The sequence below is a fragment of the Devosia sp. 919 genome (assembly GCF_013185965.1).
Classification (GTDB): Bacteria; Pseudomonadota; Alphaproteobacteria; order Rhizobiales; family Devosiaceae; genus Devosia.
On the sequence record NZ_JABAOL010000001.1, the window covers coordinates 2125639 to 2141229 of the forward strand.

Annotated in this window: 18 protein-coding genes; 14 read left to right on the forward strand and 4 right to left on the reverse strand. The window is 59.4% G+C overall.

The features are described 5' to 3' along the window. Window positions 1–83: 83 nt before the first annotated feature. A complete protein-coding gene (locus HRQ64_RS10440; protein WP_172123227.1) occupies window positions 84–1895 on the reverse strand; it encodes a DUF4214 domain-containing protein in 1812 nt (603 codons plus the stop codon). 304 nt (window positions 1896–2199) lie between these two features. On the opposite strand from HRQ64_RS10440, the gene HRQ64_RS20480 reads away from it, so the two are divergent. Next, entirely contained in the window at window positions 2200–2655 is a 456-nt protein-coding gene (locus HRQ64_RS20480) for a helix-turn-helix transcriptional regulator (RefSeq protein WP_172123228.1), read from the forward strand. Between the two features lie 149 nt (window positions 2656–2804). On the opposite strand, the gene HRQ64_RS10450 is transcribed toward HRQ64_RS20480, so the two are convergent. Beyond that, entirely contained in the window at window positions 2805–3266 is a 462-nt protein-coding gene (locus HRQ64_RS10450; RefSeq protein ID WP_172123229.1) for a MucR family transcriptional regulator, read from the reverse strand. Window positions 3267–3442: 176 nt separating this feature from the next. Here HRQ64_RS10450 and HRQ64_RS10455 point away from each other — a divergent pair, with 176 nt between their 5' ends. From HRQ64_RS10455 to HRQ64_RS20160, 13 genes are all read left to right on the forward strand, one after another. After that, window positions 3443–4690: a DUF4214 domain-containing protein gene (locus HRQ64_RS10455; protein ID WP_172123230.1), complete on the forward strand. Its 1248-nt coding sequence runs from the start codon at window positions 3443–3445 to the stop codon at window positions 4688–4690. 185 nt (window positions 4691–4875) lie between these two features. Beyond that, entirely contained in the window at window positions 4876–6099 is a 1224-nt protein-coding gene (locus HRQ64_RS10460; RefSeq protein WP_172123231.1) for a phage tail protein, read from the forward strand. Between the two features lie 12 nt (window positions 6100–6111). Next, window positions 6112–6636: a phage major tail tube protein gene (locus tag HRQ64_RS10465; protein WP_172123232.1), complete on the forward strand. Its 525-nt coding sequence runs from the start codon at window positions 6112–6114 to the stop codon at window positions 6634–6636. A 3-nt stretch (window positions 6637–6639) separates the two neighbouring features. Further along, window positions 6640–6960 carry a phage tail assembly protein gene (locus HRQ64_RS10470; protein ID WP_172123233.1) on the forward strand — a complete coding sequence of 107 codons (321 nt, stop codon included), beginning with the start codon at window positions 6640–6642 and terminating at the stop codon, window positions 6958–6960. A 158-nt stretch (window positions 6961–7118) separates the two neighbouring features. After that, window positions 7119–9359, forward strand: coding sequence for a phage tail tape measure protein (locus tag HRQ64_RS10475; protein WP_172123234.1), 2241 nt, complete (start codon window positions 7119–7121; stop codon window positions 9357–9359). Continuing rightward, window positions 9359–9796, forward strand: a complete 438-nt coding sequence (locus tag HRQ64_RS10480) for a phage tail protein (protein WP_172123235.1) — start codon at window positions 9359–9361, stop codon at window positions 9794–9796. The genes HRQ64_RS10475 and HRQ64_RS10480 overlap by 1 nt, the downstream gene beginning before the upstream one ends. A gap of 1 nt (window position 9797) precedes the next feature. After that, window positions 9798–10019 carry a tail protein X gene (locus HRQ64_RS10485; protein ID WP_172123236.1) on the forward strand — a complete coding sequence of 74 codons (222 nt, stop codon included), beginning with the start codon at window positions 9798–9800 and terminating at the stop codon, window positions 10017–10019. 3 nt (window positions 10020–10022) lie between these two features. Next, the gene (locus HRQ64_RS10490) at window positions 10023–11036 is read left to right on the forward strand and encodes a late control D family protein (protein WP_172123237.1); all 1014 of its coding nucleotides are present in this window, start codon (window positions 10023–10025) and stop codon (window positions 11034–11036) included. A 695-nt stretch (window positions 11037–11731) separates the two neighbouring features. Next, complete coding sequence (locus HRQ64_RS10495; protein ID WP_172123238.1) at window positions 11732–12442, forward strand: hypothetical protein; 711 nt, start codon at window positions 11732–11734, stop codon at window positions 12440–12442. 14 nt (window positions 12443–12456) lie between these two features. Further along, window positions 12457–12819: a hypothetical protein gene (locus HRQ64_RS10500; protein WP_172123239.1), complete on the forward strand. Its 363-nt coding sequence runs from the start codon at window positions 12457–12459 to the stop codon at window positions 12817–12819. Between the two features lie 30 nt (window positions 12820–12849). After that, on the forward strand, window positions 12850–13125 hold the full coding sequence (locus HRQ64_RS10505) for a hypothetical protein (protein ID WP_172123240.1): 276 nt from the start codon (window positions 12850–12852) through the stop codon (window positions 13123–13125). After that, window positions 13122–13616, forward strand: a complete 495-nt coding sequence (locus tag HRQ64_RS10510; RefSeq protein ID WP_172123241.1) for a hypothetical protein — start codon at window positions 13122–13124, stop codon at window positions 13614–13616. The genes HRQ64_RS10505 and HRQ64_RS10510 overlap by 4 nt, the downstream gene beginning before the upstream one ends. Before the next feature lie 195 nt (window positions 13617–13811). Continuing rightward, window positions 13812–14216 carry a WGxxGxxG family protein gene (locus tag HRQ64_RS20160; RefSeq protein WP_248308202.1) on the forward strand — a complete coding sequence of 135 codons (405 nt, stop codon included), beginning with the start codon at window positions 13812–13814 and terminating at the stop codon, window positions 14214–14216. A 219-nt stretch (window positions 14217–14435) separates the two neighbouring features. Here the strand turns inward: HRQ64_RS20160 and HRQ64_RS10520 are convergent, their stop codons facing one another. Then, the gene (locus tag HRQ64_RS10520) at window positions 14436–14942 is read right to left on the reverse strand and encodes a MucR family transcriptional regulator (protein WP_349236693.1); all 507 of its coding nucleotides are present in this window, start codon (window positions 14940–14942) and stop codon (window positions 14436–14438) included. Between the two features lie 88 nt (window positions 14943–15030). Continuing rightward, window positions 15031–15585, reverse strand: a complete 555-nt coding sequence (locus tag HRQ64_RS10525) for a hypothetical protein (RefSeq protein WP_172123242.1) — start codon at window positions 15583–15585, stop codon at window positions 15031–15033. Between the last annotated feature and the right edge of the window lie 6 nt (window positions 15586–15591).

Here is a 15591-nt window from a genome sequence, read left to right on the forward strand (position 1 = left end):
TGAGAAGGCAAACAAAAACCCCGCCGTCCGAAGATGGCGGGGCCCGTAGGAGGTGAAGGAGCTGCCTCCCTCACGATTTAGACTTATGCGATGGAGAAGTAGCCGTTTGCGAACGAAACGTCTTCAGCGTTGACGCCGGACAGTTGGATAATGGTGCCGTCGAAGGAACCATCCGTTGCACTGCCGTCAAAGGTCGCGTCTTCGATATACAGGAAGGTGTTGGCACCCTGCTGCTGAATGAAGATCTCCTGCACGCCAATCGCGCCAACGGCCTCGGTGCCGACGTTTTCGTCTTCAAGTTCGACAAGGCGGAAGCCCTGGCCAACATAGAGCAGGTCGTCGCCGTCAGTGCCAAAACCGGTGATCGAACCATTGGTCTCAGCGGCAAGGAAGATGTCGTTACCAGCGGTTGCCGCTTCAACACCGTCCACGGTGACCGGCTGTTCGTAACCGAGTTCATCGAGAGCAGCCACTGCGTCAGCAACGTCGGCCTCAGCAGCTTCAAGCCGGTCAACCAGTTCGGAGATCTGGTTGAAGTAGTCCTGAGCGGCTGCAACTTCCGCCTGAGCGGTTGTGTCGGCTTCAATCAGAGCCTCACGGGCGTCGATTGCAGCTTCGGCAGCCACAACGGCATCAGCTGCTGCACCACCAGCTTCAAGAGCGGTCTGAGCAGCGGCAGCGTCTTCACGGAGCGTGTCGCGCTGGATGACTTCGTCAAGCGCGTCATCAAGAGCAACTTCGCTGGCTACGTCAGCGTCCGCATTGAAGCCAGTGAACTCACCGATTGCATCCACCAGCGCGTCAACGTCCGCCTCAACAACCGGGGTCACCGATAGAACGTCGTTCAACTCGGCAAGCAGATCCCCAACGGTGACGTCGTTCACGGGATCAACCGCATCGTTCACCAGCGCGCCAAGATCACCACCTGCGGAGACGTATGCACCAATTGAAGCGCGCAGATCGGTGAGGAGCTCAACATTTGCGCCATCGGCAGCAACGTCGGCCTCGAATGCCGCACGGGTCTCGTTGCGTTCAACAAGCAGATCTTCATCTGCCGTGCCAACGATAGCTGCGTTAGCAGCATCCAAGTCAGCCGAAAGCTCAGCATCAGAGTCAGCATTACGAGCAGCAGTCAGGTCCTGACGTGCAGCAAGCGCATCTGCCTGTGCGTCGAACAGTTCGTCCTGTGCATTATCCAGTTCGATAGCTGCGTCGCCAGAATCGTAGCCGGTGACAAAGCCTTCCAGGGCCGCGCCTTCAAGAACAGCCTCGCCGTCGGTCTCGTTGGCATTATCGGCCAAAGCGATAGCTTCGAGAACGTCAGCCTCGGCCTGCTCAGTAGCAGCAAGAGTATTCAGAGCAACAGTGACGTCGAAGTTCTCACCCGAGCCGATAGCTGAGATGAAGCCGTCGACCTGCGCCTGCGTCGGGATGGTTGCGTCGTCTTCGGTCACAACCGACAGGAAGAGACGGCCCTGGGCAGCTGCGTCCGAACCCGAGTAGGCAGCGCGTTCTTCAGCTGTGTCGAGCGAGTCCGTGAACGACTGAGCAGCCGCAACCTTATTTTCGATCACTTCCTGATCAACGCCGGTAGCGCCGTCGATGATACGGATAGCGATGTCCTGGATCGACGCATTGCCCGAGCGCAGCATCTCAACATAGAACAGAAGACCGGTGGGATCAGCGGCACGACCAAAGAGATCAATGAAGATCTGGTTGACCATGTCGGCATCACCCATGCCTTCAAAGCGGGCGATGTACTCTGGCGAGCCCGACAGGGCGCCAACAGCGCTCAGGTCTTCGCCGTCGTTGGTTGCAGCAACGTAGAACTCATAACCCGCAGGATCGGCAGGACGGCCGAAGAGGGCGATGTAGACTTCCTGGATGGTAGCCATAGTTTTGTATTTCCTTTTCTGTGACCGACGTGGCCAAAGAGGTAGCGACGGTGGGATAGGCGCAACTAGGGGATTTATCTCCCCCGGTCCTCCAACCCCGTCGAGGTGCAAGCTATGTCTTTCACTGTAGAGTCGTCAAGTGTTAAAGTTACAGCATCACTGTACATCCTCGTCATTGAAAACAGTAGACTCTGCCTTGGATGCCCCATATAGTGCAGACAGTGAATTTTGTATGACAAGCCCGCTAAGTTGCGGGTCCCGCGTAGTGTAAACACTGCATGCAGTGCAGCGAAGTGAGAACGAGATGTATGGTAATCCTCAGAAGAGGCAGAAGGTAGAGGAAGTGGCTAAGCTACGGCAGGAAGCCGGGTTGTGGCTGAAGAGCTTGCGTGAGGCTGCTGGTTTGAGCCAGCGCGATCTCTCGCGGCACCTCGATTTGGATTACTACACCTTTATCTCACAGATTGAGTCAGGCAGAGGGCGCGTTCCACCCGATCAGTACGAGGCCATGTCGAAGGCCCTGAAGATCGAGCCGCATGACTTCGCCAAGACCATGCTTCGGTTCTACGATCCCATCACTCACGCCATGCTATTTGGTGGTGATCCTAAGAAGTTTTCGCGCGCTACTGAGGTTAAGGACCCTCAAATCCATCAGATTGCCAAAAGGTTAGCGAAGTTGGAGGCGAGGCTCGAAGCCAAGATTGAAGCCAAGCTTGAAGAGAAGCTTGACGGAAAGCTCGAGGCCAAGCCTGAAGCTTAGCACGAACATAAAGCTCCACCTCTAAAGGTGAGCCTGTAAGAAACCGCCTCCTGAATGGGCGGCCATGGAGCCCGGTGCCTTTTGGTGCCGGGCTTTTTCATGCGCCAGCTGGGTTGTGGCTTACTAGAGGGCGCGCCCGCGTTTTTGCTCTACGTATCTTTGCGCGGCTTCGGCTGCTTCGGCGGCTTGGCTTGCGGTAGTGACATGCCGTGCGCAGCCTTGAAGTCAGCCTGGGTCTTCCGGGATACGGTGGAGCGGACTTCCGCCAGTTCCTCGGCCACCATGGGGTAGTTGTGGGGCAAGTTCCACATTGAGCGGTAGTGCTCGGGGGTGAGGCTGTGCAGTGAGCGCAGGTGGTGCTTCAGGCTTCGTAGCTTTTTCCCGCACACCAGGCACACGATGAAATCACGCCCGACAGACTCATTGAATTTGGCTGCCGGCTCCAAACCGGTGATGTTGCCTCCGGGGCCGCCAGCTGCGGCCACGATCTCCAGTATCTTCGCAAAGACGGCGGGGACGTCTTCTAAGGGGGTTTTGTTGCCTGCCAGGTAGCCGCTCGCGACCGTCGCTGCGGCTTGGAAGACTTGGGCTTTGGTGATGGTCTCAGACATTGGTGACTACCGTACAATATTCGGCGCGGTTGCTCCACAGCGGAACTAGGCCATTTGGGCTAAGCCAATTACCCGTTGATTAATCCACAGTATTCATGTCCTAATGTTTGCCTCGGGGAGGAGGGGCGTGCAGTTGTGCGTTCCCGTGTGCCCGAAAACACTCACGGACGGGATAAATGGCAACAATTCAGGGTATATATGTAGCGCTCTTTGGGCGCCCAGCGGACCCGGAAGGTCTTCAGTTCTGGTCAGGCTTGACCGATAACGGCAGCGACCTTACTGAACTGGTCGGGCGCCTGACTGCCGAGCCAGAGGCGCTGGCGCGGTTCGACAATCTCGATAGCGAAGCTGTGGTAAAGTTGATTTACCAATCGATCTTTGGGCGCGCACCGGACGCAGCTGGTTTGGCGTTCTACATTGCACAGCTTGAGTCGGGCGCTCAGTCGCTTGAGACTATCGCCATCAACATTCTCGATGGTGCTCGGGGTACTGACCTCGCCGTTGCCGAAAACAAGATCGAAACGGCCGACCTGTTCACGGCTAGCCTCGACACACCAGAAGAAATCGAAGCCTATGTCGGCGACAACGCCGCTGACATTGCCCGTGAGCTGCTTCAGGGCGTGACCGCTGACCCGGCAACTATCCCGACCCAGGCCGAGGTTGACGAAAAGGTAAAGCAGGTTGAGACGGGCGAGCCTACGCCGCAGCCAGAGCCAGAACCCCAGCCAGAGCCAGAGCCAGTTGACGAGGGCGAACCTGTTGAAAGCGGCGTAATCTCCTCAGTAGCTACGGACGGGGCCGCTCTGTTCGCGGGCGACGGCAACACCACCGTGAATTTTAATGCGACCGTAACCTCGCTCTCTGACATTGAATTGGGCCTCAAAGGCTACATTCGAGATGTGGGTGACGTGGAGCAGGTGGACGGAGTTTACAGCTTCACGGAAGGCCAGCGGGCCGGGTTTGTTTATTCGGTCGCATCACTCGGCGACAGAACCATCAGCGAGCTTATGGAAGACGGATATTCTTTCCAGCTGAAGATTGACTATGACGGCGGCGTCGGTTTCGGCGAGGATTCTTTAACGTTTTCCCTGAGCGAGCTAGATGCTCAAGGCTCTCGGCCGAAACTGCAAGACTCTGGATACGACTGGGTAGCAATCAACAACGATGATTTCGGCCCGATCGTTGACGACGAAGGCGACGGCGACTTCAACGCTGGTGGCAAGGTCACACAGAACATCCAGACTCCAATCTGGTACGGCGCCACAGACAATGGCGACGGCGCAATCGCAGCGGGCGACTATTCCATCTCCCTCGAAGTTTACAAGGATGGCAAGTTAGTGGCCGGGGAGACCATCGTGCTCGATGTTGAGCCCGTCCTAACCGTCGGCAATACCTTCGTCTCCGAGTTCGGCATCGCTGATTAGGTCTTAAAGTCGCCCAACCCACACGGCGCCTAGCGCCCACTAATCCACCCCCTGAATGGTGGCCAGAAAGCCCGGTGTTCGCATCGGGCTTTTTCATGCCCATTTCCGCCTCCTGTATGGCGGCCAACTGCCTCGCCCTACCGGCGGGGCTTTTTTTATCCCCACCACCCTCAAAGGATACCGCAATGAGCACACCCGTGTTCGGGATGACTTTCGCTCGCCCCGATGACGATCCCGTCCCGATCCTCGGCGCGGATTTCTCCAAAGCCCTTCTGATCGAAACCTCTGCAGACGCCGACGCGATCGTATTCCCCTTGGGGCAGCCAGTTCGCTTCTCGAGTACCGACGCGACGTTCACGTCCAAGCTGGGGACGGGCGCTCTGGCGGATGCGGTCAAGGGCATCAACGCCCAGCTGGGCCCGTTCAACATCGGTGCCGATGTCACCGTTGTCCGCGTGGCGGAAGGCGGATCGGTGGCAGCCACCGCCGCGAACATCGTGGCCGTCTTGGCTGATGTCGCCAGCATTGCCTTCGTAGTGAACGCGACACCTCGCCTGGTGTGGGCCGGTCGCACTGCCTGGCGGCCCGATGCGGACGCCCTCAATCCGGTGATTGCCGCACTTCCTGCTGCTCTCAACAGCCTCCTCGCCATTGCTGTGGTGGATGTGGATGACACCTCCGCGGCGAACGCCATTGATGCGCGCGAGACCATGAGTTCCGAACGGATCATTCCGGTGGGTGTGGCCGCTCGTGTCTATGAGGGCGAGACGATCGTCACCCGCCCTATGGGGCCGCGCATTCTTGGCCTCTTCATGCGCGCGGACAATGAAACCGGCGGTGATCCATTCGACCCGATTGCCAATCGCACCGTCTACGGCTTGGCCGGCCTCTCCAGGAAGATCCCGTTCTCGCTGCTGGATGGCTCCACCGAAGGACAGCAGATGTTGGAGAGTGAGGTGTCCATCGTCGTTGCTGGCGAAAGCGGCGTTGATGGATCGATTGCCGATGGCGGGTTCTCATTCATAGGCACGGACAACACGACCACTGGCGAGTTGTGGAAGCAGATCCACCAGGTACGCGGCGCCGACTACATCACCGTCGAGCTGATGCAGATCACCCGTCAGTTCCTCGGCAAGAAGGTGAGCGCCGATCTGGCCGAAGCGTGGATCCAGTCGATCAAGTTCAAGCTTCGCGACCACAAGGCCAACAACGACATTCTTGGTTATGACGTGCAGTTCCGGGCCAACAAGAACAGCCCCGAGAACATCCGCCTTGGTCATCTCACGGTCAATCTCGGCATTGAGCCGGCACCGGCCTTCAAGGTCGCGAACCACGAAGTGCGCCGTTATCGCCCCGCCGTTGAGGGCTTGGTCGCCGACATCATCGCTCGTCTTAACGCTGTCGCGTAAGGAACCGCACTAATGGCACAATCTGCTCTCTACCTTCTCACGGCCGTTGATGTGCGTCGGCTGTCGCAGACCGACAGTTCGCGTGCAATCACGATCGCCACGCTAACCATGCCGTCGCTCACCCTTTCCACGGCTGAGCACAATCCGGGCGGCGGGGTCGGTGCCATCAACTTCTCCATGCCCCGCATTGAGGCTCCTGAACCGGCCTTCAGCGCCAAGGGCATCGACACCGACATCTTCACCGGCTTCGGCGAGGTGGACCGGTGGGTATTCGCTGGCGCCTACAAGAAGCGTGGTCCTGGCGGCGGCCGCGATGTTCCCGCTCGCGCTATTATTGAGGGTGCGATCACGACCTGGGAGCCTGATGAAAGCGATCCTGCTGAGTTCGCGGGAAGTACGCATTCCTTCAACGAGATCACCCACTACGAGCTCGTGATGGACGGAACCGAGCTGTTCTACTGGGATGCCTGGGAGCGGATCGTCCGGTTTGGCGGCAAGGACTTGTTCGCCCGCACCCGCACGGCGTTGGGGGCATAAGCTATGGCTGAAATCAAGAAAACGTCCGTCACCGTCGATCTGGACTATCCCCTCGAGCATGAGGGGAGAGAGGTCAAAACCCTCTCATTCCGCCGCATGAAGGCCAAGGATGCTCTCGTCGCTGAAGGCGAGAATAACCAAGCCAAGGCCGGCTATCTCCTTTTTGCGGCACTCGCTGGGGTCGACGTCGAGCTGATTATGGAGCTCGACATCGAAGATCTGGAGAAGATCGGGGAGGAGATCACACCCCTGATGGGAAAGTCCGCAGCGGTCGCACTGGAAGAGCGGAAGAGGGCAGCAAGCCAATCCAGTGGCGCGACCTGATCTTCGCTATGGCGGAGCGGAGTAACACCTCCATCGATACCGTCGAGGAATGGGACATCGACAAGCTGGTGGACTACTCCAGGACCGCTGCAAAGTCGCTCAAGCGGTCACGACCAAAGCAGCAGCCCTAACTCTCCCCGCCGCGATTAGGAGCCAGCATGGCCACTCTACAGTCCAGCCTGATCTTGTCTCTCATAGATCGGGTGACAGCACCGGCTCGTGGCATCTCGGCTGCCATGAACGGTCTGCAAGGACAGATCGCTGCCAACAATCAGCGCATGGCCGCGATGCAGGGGCAGCTATTCGGTGCTGCGGCTGCGGGGTATGCCCTCTACCGGGGGATGTCTGCTCCGATCACGGCTGCAGCCGATTTCGAAGCATCCATGAACCGCGTGGAAGCGGCGCTCAGCCCCACCAACGCTGAGTTCGCCGCTTTGGGTAAACTGGCCAAGGACATGGGCCGGACGACCCAGTACTCAGTCAATGAGTCTGCGCTTGCCATCGAAATGCTGGCAAAGAACGGCCTCGGTGCTGCGGACATCCTCGGTGGCGCACTCAAGGTTTCCATGGACGTGGCGGCATCCAGCGGCGCGGACCTCTCCACTGCGGCCGACATCACCACCGACATTATGGCGAACTTCAAGCTCCGCGCCGACCAGTTGTCGGAAGCCGCTAATGGGATCGCCGGCGTCTTGATCCAGAGCAAGTTCGGTATTGATGACTATCGGCTCGCCCTGGCGCAGGCTGGCGGCGTTGCTGGTGGGTTTGGCGTCACACTGGATGATTTCAACACCAGCATAGCGGCAACTTCCTCGTACTTTGCCAGCGGTTCGGATGCTGGCACCAGCTTCAAGACATTCCTGCAGCGGCTTGTTCCTGCGTCGAAGCCTGCAGCGCGAGCCATGAGAAAGATGGGGCTCGAGTTCTTCGACGCCAACGGCAACATGAAGTCGATGGCTGAGATCTCGCAGGAGCTTAAGGACGGGCTTGAAGGCCTAAGCGACGAGGCTAAGAACGAGTACCTGCAAGACATCTTTGGCACGGACGCTATCCGCACGGCGATTGCCCTGGCAGAGGTGGGTTCCAAGGAGTTCGAAGACCTTCAGGCCATCATCAGGAACACGAGCGCCCAGGAACAAGCCGCGGCCCGAATGAAGGGGTTCTGGGGTACAGTGGAGCGCCTGAAATCCTCATTGGATTTGCTGGCCACCGTGGTTGGCGAGGCGTTGCTTCCGGCTATGACCCGGATCACCGACGCCCTTATTCCCATCGTAGATCGAATGATCGCCTTCGCTGAGGCGAACCCCATCCTTACTGCTGCCCTGGTTGGCATCACAGCCGCAGTGATCGGTTTGCGGGTGGCGGCCATCGCAGCCCAGTTCGCACTGCTATGGATGAAAGGTGGGGTCTTGAGCCTTGGGCTTGTGGCTGTAAAGGCGGAGGCAGGTGTGTTGGCACTGCTGAACCCGCTCAACCTCGTCAAGAACGCGCTGCTTGCGCTGCGCTTCGCGGTGATTAGCACCGGCATTGGTGCGCTTCTGGTCGGCGTGGCGATGGCCGGCACCTGGATCTACAACAACTGGTTCGGCCTGGCGGAAATGTTCACCGCTTTCGGCGCCGCCTTCATGGCTGCGGTCGGCCCACTCGCCCCTGTGTTGCAGCCCATCATTGACGCGGTTGGAACACTTAGCGCCCTGTTCGCCGGGCTAACGGGTGAGATGAACGGTGCAGCCTGGACGCAATGGGGCGCTCAAGCCGGGTTAGCTGTTGGCGCATTCGTGGCCACTGCCATTGCCAACTTCAATCGGCTTGTATCGGCGGCTCAATCGGTCCCTGCGCGTTTTGGGCAACTCGGGAGCCAAATATCGGCTGTCTTTTCCAGCATCAATCTCTCAGCGATCGGCTCGCAGATTATCCAGTCCCTCTGGGATGGGATCGCCGCGAAGTGGGAAGAGTTCATGGCTTGGCTGAGAGGTCTGCCGGGACAGATCGGCGGTGTCTTTTCGGGCGTGCCCGGCATGCTCGGCGGGCTGTTTGGCGGAGGGCAGGGCAACACAGCGCTGAGTGGTCCCGCAACGCCGCCAGCGGGCGCTACTGGGCAGCCGGGAACTTACGGCGGTGGGTTCGCTGCTGGTGGTCCAATCGCCGGTGGCACAACCTACCTCGTCGGTGAGGAAGGGCCGGAGCTGATTACTCCGAACCGCTCCGGGTTTGTGCACACTGCACCGCAAACGCAAGCCATGTTGGGTAGTGGTCGCGGCGCCACCATCAGCTTCGGCAACATCATCATCCAGGGCGGGGCGAACGCCAGTGCCCAGGACATCGCCCAAGAGTTCGGCCGGCAGATCCGAGACGCCTTCAGCGGCATCCAGGCCGACACGGAATGGGGAGTGGCGTAATGCTGTATTCCATCGGCTCTCTCACCCTCGACACGCGGCCGTTTAGTGTCGATGACGTGGCTCGCTCGGCAGCGGCTGACTTCGCCACCAAGCCGTTGATGGGCTCTCTGCCAGGCCGCGAGTTCATGGGGGAGGGGGATGACAAGATCACCCTCTCCGGCCAACTGCTGCCGTTCAAAACGGGTGGGTTGACGGAGCTCGAGGTGGCGCATGGCTTCCGTCGATCTGGGCAGAGGCTTCCGGTGATGCGTGGCGATGGCAAAATGTTCGGGTGGTTCGCCATCGAGAGCATTCAGGAGAACCACAGCGACTTAATGCGCGACGGGGTGGGCTTCGTCGTGAAGCACACTATCAGCCTGGTGAAGGTAGGACCCGAAGGGGGATCTCCGAACATCATCGGATCGATCCTTTCGTTGTTCGGGGCGATGGGGCGCTGAGATGCAGAGCTTCACCATCGCGCGCCCGAACATGACCCTCGATCTGCTGTTGTTCCAGGCCTATGGGCCCGCAGGACAATCTCTGCTGGAGCAGGCGCTTGTGCTCAATCCCGGCCTTGCGGACTTGGGCCCAATGATCCCGCTCGGCGCCACGGTGACAATTCCGGACAGGCCTGCGGCCGACCCGTTCCGCGCTCGCCCCGTCGTATCACTGTTTGGATGACCCATGGCTTGGACAGTCTCGTGGAAGGTGTTTGTCGATGGTCAGGATATGACCGACGGCATGCGCCCGTTTCTCACTGGCATCACGGTGTCCGACAAGGACGGCACTGCCAGCGATACGTGCTCGTTGGATTTCGACGACAGCGGCGGCCAGCTGAAGCTGCCGAAGGATGGCGCCAAGGTGCAGGTCTATCTCCAGGGTGCGGCCGTTTTCTCCGGCACTGTAGATACGGTGCGGTCGTCGGGATCGCGCGGCAGCGGACGCACATTGAAGGTCACAGCCAAGGGCTTCGATGCAAAGGGCAAGGTCAAGGAGCCCCAATCGCACCATATGGACGACGCAACGCTACAGCAGTTCCTAGGCAAGGCTGCTCGAAGGGCCGGGCTCTCAATGGTCATTGACCCAGCCTTAGCCGAGATAACGCGCGACTACTGGTCAGCTGACGCGTCTAGCTTCCTGCACATGGGCCAGAAGCTGGCGCGCGAACTGGGCGCGACGTTCAAGATCCGCGGAGACAAAGCGGTGCTGGCCAAGCGCGGCACCGGTGAAAGCGCAGGTGGCGGCACAATGCCGATCGTTGTTGGGCGGGTTCCCGGTAACGTCATCAGCTGGGACATCGCTCCGCTAACCACCAGGCGTTCGTTTAAGTCGGGGGTGAGCCGGTATTTTGACCGACCATCCGCTTCATTCAAATCGGTCAGCCTAGATACCGAGATTGAGGGCGCCGACGCGATCAATGAAGTCCGCTCTCTGGCAGCCGACGAGGGACAGGCCCAAGGCATTGCCGAAGGTCGGAAGAGCGACAGCAAGCGCGAAGGTGGGGAAGGGACAGTAGAACTGGACCTCGAGGTCACCGCCCAGGCCGAAGGGACATTCATGCTCTCAGGTGCGCGGCCCGGCGTTGACGGCTCGTACCGCATTGCAGGCGTCACCCACAAAGCAGATCGGGGCGGCGGGTCTACGACCTCGCTTGATCTGAAACAGCCGGAGGGTGGCGCCGGCAAGGACGATCGATAGCCTGCGACTACCGGCTAGGGTAAGGCCACTCGCGAGGGGCAAGCCTCTCTTTTGCTTTTCTTTGCCGCAATCGGCGGTAGTAAAGCGCCTGCCATTTCCCCCGAGTCAACGGCAGGCGCCCTGCCTCTAATGGAGGTTGGGCCACGAGGCGTAACCAGCATAGCGCCATTCGCCCGCTCGGGCGGGATTTTATCTGCCAGCCCTTGGTGCGGCTAATGGGGGCCTAACTGCCAGGCTGCACGATTGAGTAACCGTCTCGCTCAACTTCTGCACGGACTCTGCCTGCACTGGCGCCGAGGATCATCTCATCTGCTGGAACGGTGGCGAAGTGCTGCCAGTCAACGTGCTGCAAGTGGTGAGGAATGAACTGTCCCCCGCCGTTTCTTACGACAAGCAGCGTAGGCGGACTGCACGGTTCGCGTCTTGATATGAGCACGTCTAGTTGCATCTGAAGCCCCCCGCTTCGTTGACGCTACGAGCATGCGCTTCTCCGAAGCTACAAAGGTTAACTGACTTCCGACAACCTTACGGAAATCGCGTCATTGCGCCCGATGGTTACTGTTTCGTTCGCATCCGGTGATCGGTTGAGCGAACGTAGAAGCCCCGTTGTCGGCAGGGCGAGAAACACAGACCTGACTGGCGGTTCTTCGGAGCCGCCTTTTTCTTTGACTGAATCCCAACATCACAGGTGAACCATGGACAAAACGGTACCAGCCGGCGCCGCGATCCTGCTCGACTTCATCGGGGGCATTGAAGCTCCTCAAGGATACGGCACGCTCTACGGCAACAATCAGCGGGTGCTTCCCAAGCCCCTCGTGCAGATGACGGTGAACGAGGTGATCGCAGCCGGTCCAAGTTGGACCAAACGGTTCAAGTCCTCGGCAGCGGGTCGCTATCAGTTCATGAATGCCACGCTCAAAGGCCTCAGGCAGCAGCTTCGGCTGGGGGTAGGGCAGGTGTTCGACGCCAACCTGCAGGACCGGCTCGGCTATCATCTGCTAAAACGCCGCGGTTACGAGCAATTCATGGCTGGCAAGATCGGCCTGGTGGAGTTCGGCAAACGCTTGGCTCAAGAATGGGCGTCGCTACCGGTGCTGGCTGATACTCAGGGTCAGGAGCGCAAAGTTACGCGCGGGCAGTCCTATTATGCAGGTGATGGGCTCAACAAGTCGCTGGTGGAGCCCGCGAAAGTCGAGGCGATCCTTGCAAAGGCGAAGGCTGCCGGCAACGGCCCCGTGTCAGCACCGCCGCAGGACGACATCCCGCACGCGCCCTCTCGGCCCGACATTCTTGTAGTCGACACGCACCAGGACGATGCTAGCGGCGGAAAGTGGCCGAGTATCATCGCCACCGTGCTCATCATCCTCATCGCCCTGGCAATCGCCGGGGCTTTTTTTTGGCGCTAGGAGGCGCAGCAAACATGATCGGCAACAACATCGTCCTGGGCTGGCTCTGGCGCCGGGCTCAGGAGCTGGGCGGCCTCGGTGGCACCCTGGCGTTCCTCTACATGTCGCTCCCGCCCGAGGGGAAGGAGGCCATCAACCAGATCTTCGTCGGCGGCTGGCAGAACGTCTCCCTCGGCGCAGTCGCCACCATTGCCCTCTATCTCTGGAGCCAGTGGAAGTCTTGGCGCTCCACTGTCCGTCCGCAGGTGGTCACCGCCGACGCGCAGCAGATCATCCTGCCCAAGGAGAGCGTGGCTGCAGCCAAGGTAGAGGCTATCGCCAAGACTGCTCCCGTGCCGCGCTCGCGCACCATCATCGACATGGTCCGGGGCAGGTAGCCATGCTCACCCTACGAAGGGCTTCGATCAGTGACCAAAGAACCAATGTCCGATGCCGAGCGCCGCGTAATGCAGCATCTGGCCGACGCCCTTCGTGAGGAGAAACCCGATGATGTCGTTGTGTTCACCCGCGACGAAGCCGAGGTGCTTAAGGAATGGGCGAAATTCATGATGGCCTGGAAGACCCTGGGAAGGTGGGGAGCCAGCGCCAAGCAGGTTATCCTCTTCTTTGGTGGGGCGTTGGCTTTCTACCTGACGTTTCGAGCGGGCATCGAAGATTGGGTGAGGGGCCTGATCGGAAAATGAGGCGCACCATCATTTCCGCCGTTTGCGGTGTTGCTCTTGCCGGCGCTGTTATCTTCACGGCCGACTTTATTCGCGACCTCCAAGCTGCAAGCCGGTTCGCCTCCATTCAGCAGCAGGCCCCCAGCGAATGGCTGATGATCGAGGGCTTCGCCGCGCGCGAGGCTGTCTATCCCGCTGAGCCGCGCATCCACTTCGTGGGCACGCCTACACACGACATGCTGGTGCGCGTGGCCGTTTCCTCGCGCAATGCCGACGATGGCAATGTACTGTGCAGCGGAGGCGGGGCGACGGTGCTCTATCCCGCTGGCATTCCGGTGAGCGTGAGTACCGAGGTTTCAACGCTTGCGGGGCTCGATGATTGCGACTGGCCGATCGGCAGATACCGCCTGCGGCTGACCTTCACCATGACCGAGCAAACCAGCCAGATCACCAAGACGCTTCTGCTCGAGACAGAGGATGTGGAGGTTATCAGCGCGGCGTCTGCGCAGTGATGTACTGCCCGACATGCGCTGAGCCCTGCCAATGGGAGCCTAGCAAGATCCGCGGACGGCTGGTGGTATTTTGGAAATGCTTACCCTGCGACGGGGCAGGGCCATGGCATCGGTGGGATGTGGTGGTTCAATGGGGACGGCGTGTAAGGACGACCCCAGCCCTTCCCAGAGCTGGGGCCCCCGCCAAAGGAGTCCTTGGAACGTGCAGGCTCTAATCTGCACGGCGTCAACGGCGCCGGGCCTTCGGAGTTCCGCAATAAAGCACGTCATGGACATGCACATGAGGCAAGCAACGATTCACACGGCCGTGAGTTTGAATTGCTCCTGGCCAACGAGGTCCAGCTAACCTTGGAGCTAAACATGATCAAAACTCGCCCCCTTGCAGTTGTTCTTACTGTTGCTTTGCTTTCCGCCAGCACCGTAGCTGCCTTCGCTCAGGCCACGCCAGCGCCTACCGCGCCGGCTGTGGTGGAAGTCGACGAAAATGACGACGGTGGCTTTGACATGGGCTGGCTGGGCCTGCTCGGACTTGCTGGCCTTCTCGGCCTACGCGGGCGTCGTCATGACACTACGAACACGCGTACGACCACAAGCAACTAGCCTCTCAGCACCATTCCGGATTCGCCGCGTAGCTGAAGCAAGCTGCGCGGCTTTTGCTTTCCTACAGTCGCCACCACGCGCAGCAGCCCCTGAGTGGCGGTGCTTCAACGCGCGCTTCGGATAAAGGTGGATGGGCTTGGGCGCGGGGGAGCCAAATGGAAGGCCTCCGGGTGTCCTTAGCGATCACGCTTGGAACGGAAAAGTACGCTTATTTAAGCCCTATTTTTCCGCGGCCAGCCGACCCAATCCATGCGTCTTGGCCAGTTCAGATCTTCTCTGGCTGTAAGCTGGAGAGACCATTGGGTAGTCGTTGGGCAACTTCCACTTGGCTCGGTATTGATCCGGCGTCAGGTCGTGATCACTGTTGATGTGGCGTTTCAGGGATTTGAACTTATTCCCACAATCCAGGCACGTAATTGCGTCCGCCGTGTAGGACTTCTTGATCGGGACGGCCGGTGTCTGGACCTCAGGCGGAGCCTCCTCGGCCGCACCTGTTGCCAGTACGCTCAGGCTTTGGTGTACTTGCTGGATTAGCGAAGGCAGATGCGTCATACCAAGGGAATTATGCGCTACATACGCTGCAACAATCTCGCTCGTCAGACCGACTAGGCTCGGTCCATTATTCTGATCAGACACTAAATTCTCCCGGTGATTTGGCGGCGTAATGAAGCCATCACCACCAGCTGCGCAAGCTAAATCTGCTGCGGCTTTTATGTCGTACGCCACCTGTTGAGGCCTGCACGCCCCTGCCTTCCACGCCACCGATCGGGGACAGCCAAGGGCTTGGTCCGCACTCTCGGGCGCCGACGAGGCTTCAGCCAAACTTCTCAGTCTCGATCACCGCGAGAAGGGCGTGATACCGCTTGATGTGCTCTCTCCAGTTCCCTTGCATGGCTTCACGAAGAGTACGGGCAGCAAACTCCGCATCAGGGAAGGAATTACTGCCTTCGAGAACGCTCATCGCCTCGAGGAAGCTTGAGAACATAGTGGTGCGCTGAGTGAGTGTGCCGTCGGGCTGAAATACAGATTTCAGGGAGTCGAAGTACGACATCAAGTTGGCTGGTAGCCCTGACTTACTCGCTACCGCGATCTGCGCATCAATTTCATCCCTGCCGACCGAAAAATGCGTCCTCGCAAACCTCATGTCGGCAACGATTAACGAAACGTTCACTCCCTGGATCGCATCGCTCTCGGCCTTTGCTAGCGCGGAAACATAACCTTGAACTATGGGCTCCAGGGTGTCCTGAATGCGATCCAACGCGTGCTTAGCCCGCTCCCCGGTCTGGGGCGAAAGGCCGGTTGCTGATCCGAAGATCGACAAGAGGTCTTCGATGCACCCCACGATGATCACGATACCAGTGTCGTCCACCGTGAT

What these genes read in the sequence shown, in the direction of transcription:
- HRQ64_RS10475 (WP_172123234.1), top strand. Translation starts at nt 7,119, where the DNA reads ATGGCCACTCTACAGTCCAGCCTGATCTTGTCTCTCATAGATCGGGTG.
- HRQ64_RS10465 (WP_172123232.1), top strand. Translation starts at nt 6,112, where the DNA reads ATGGCACAATCTGCTCTCTACCTTCTCACGGCCGTTGATGTGCGTCGG.
- HRQ64_RS10470 (WP_172123233.1), top strand. Translation starts at nt 6,640, where the DNA reads ATGGCTGAAATCAAGAAAACGTCCGTCACCGTCGATCTGGACTATCCC.
- HRQ64_RS10490 (WP_172123237.1), top strand. Translation starts at nt 10,023, where the DNA reads ATGGCTTGGACAGTCTCGTGGAAGGTGTTTGTCGATGGTCAGGATATG.
- HRQ64_RS10450 (WP_172123229.1), bottom strand. Translation starts at nt 3,266, where the DNA reads ATGTCTGAGACCATCACCAAAGCCCAAGTCTTCCAAGCCGCAGCGACG.
- HRQ64_RS10495 (WP_172123238.1), top strand. Translation starts at nt 11,732, where the DNA reads ATGGACAAAACGGTACCAGCCGGCGCCGCGATCCTGCTCGACTTCATC.
- HRQ64_RS10460 (WP_172123231.1), top strand. Translation starts at nt 4,876, where the DNA reads ATGAGCACACCCGTGTTCGGGATGACTTTCGCTCGCCCCGATGACGAT.
- HRQ64_RS10500 (WP_172123239.1), top strand. Translation starts at nt 12,457, where the DNA reads ATGATCGGCAACAACATCGTCCTGGGCTGGCTCTGGCGCCGGGCTCAG.
- HRQ64_RS10440 (WP_172123227.1), bottom strand. Translation starts at nt 1,895, where the DNA reads ATGGCTACCATCCAGGAAGTCTACATCGCCCTCTTCGGCCGTCCTGCC.
- HRQ64_RS20480 (WP_172123228.1), top strand. Translation starts at nt 2,200, where the DNA reads ATGTATGGTAATCCTCAGAAGAGGCAGAAGGTAGAGGAAGTGGCTAAG.
- HRQ64_RS10455 (WP_172123230.1), top strand. Translation starts at nt 3,443, where the DNA reads ATGGCAACAATTCAGGGTATATATGTAGCGCTCTTTGGGCGCCCAGCG.
- HRQ64_RS10510 (WP_172123241.1), top strand. Translation starts at nt 13,122, where the DNA reads ATGAGGCGCACCATCATTTCCGCCGTTTGCGGTGTTGCTCTTGCCGGC.
- HRQ64_RS10480 (WP_172123235.1), top strand. Translation starts at nt 9,359, where the DNA reads ATGCTGTATTCCATCGGCTCTCTCACCCTCGACACGCGGCCGTTTAGT.
- HRQ64_RS10485 (WP_172123236.1), top strand. Translation starts at nt 9,798, where the DNA reads ATGCAGAGCTTCACCATCGCGCGCCCGAACATGACCCTCGATCTGCTG.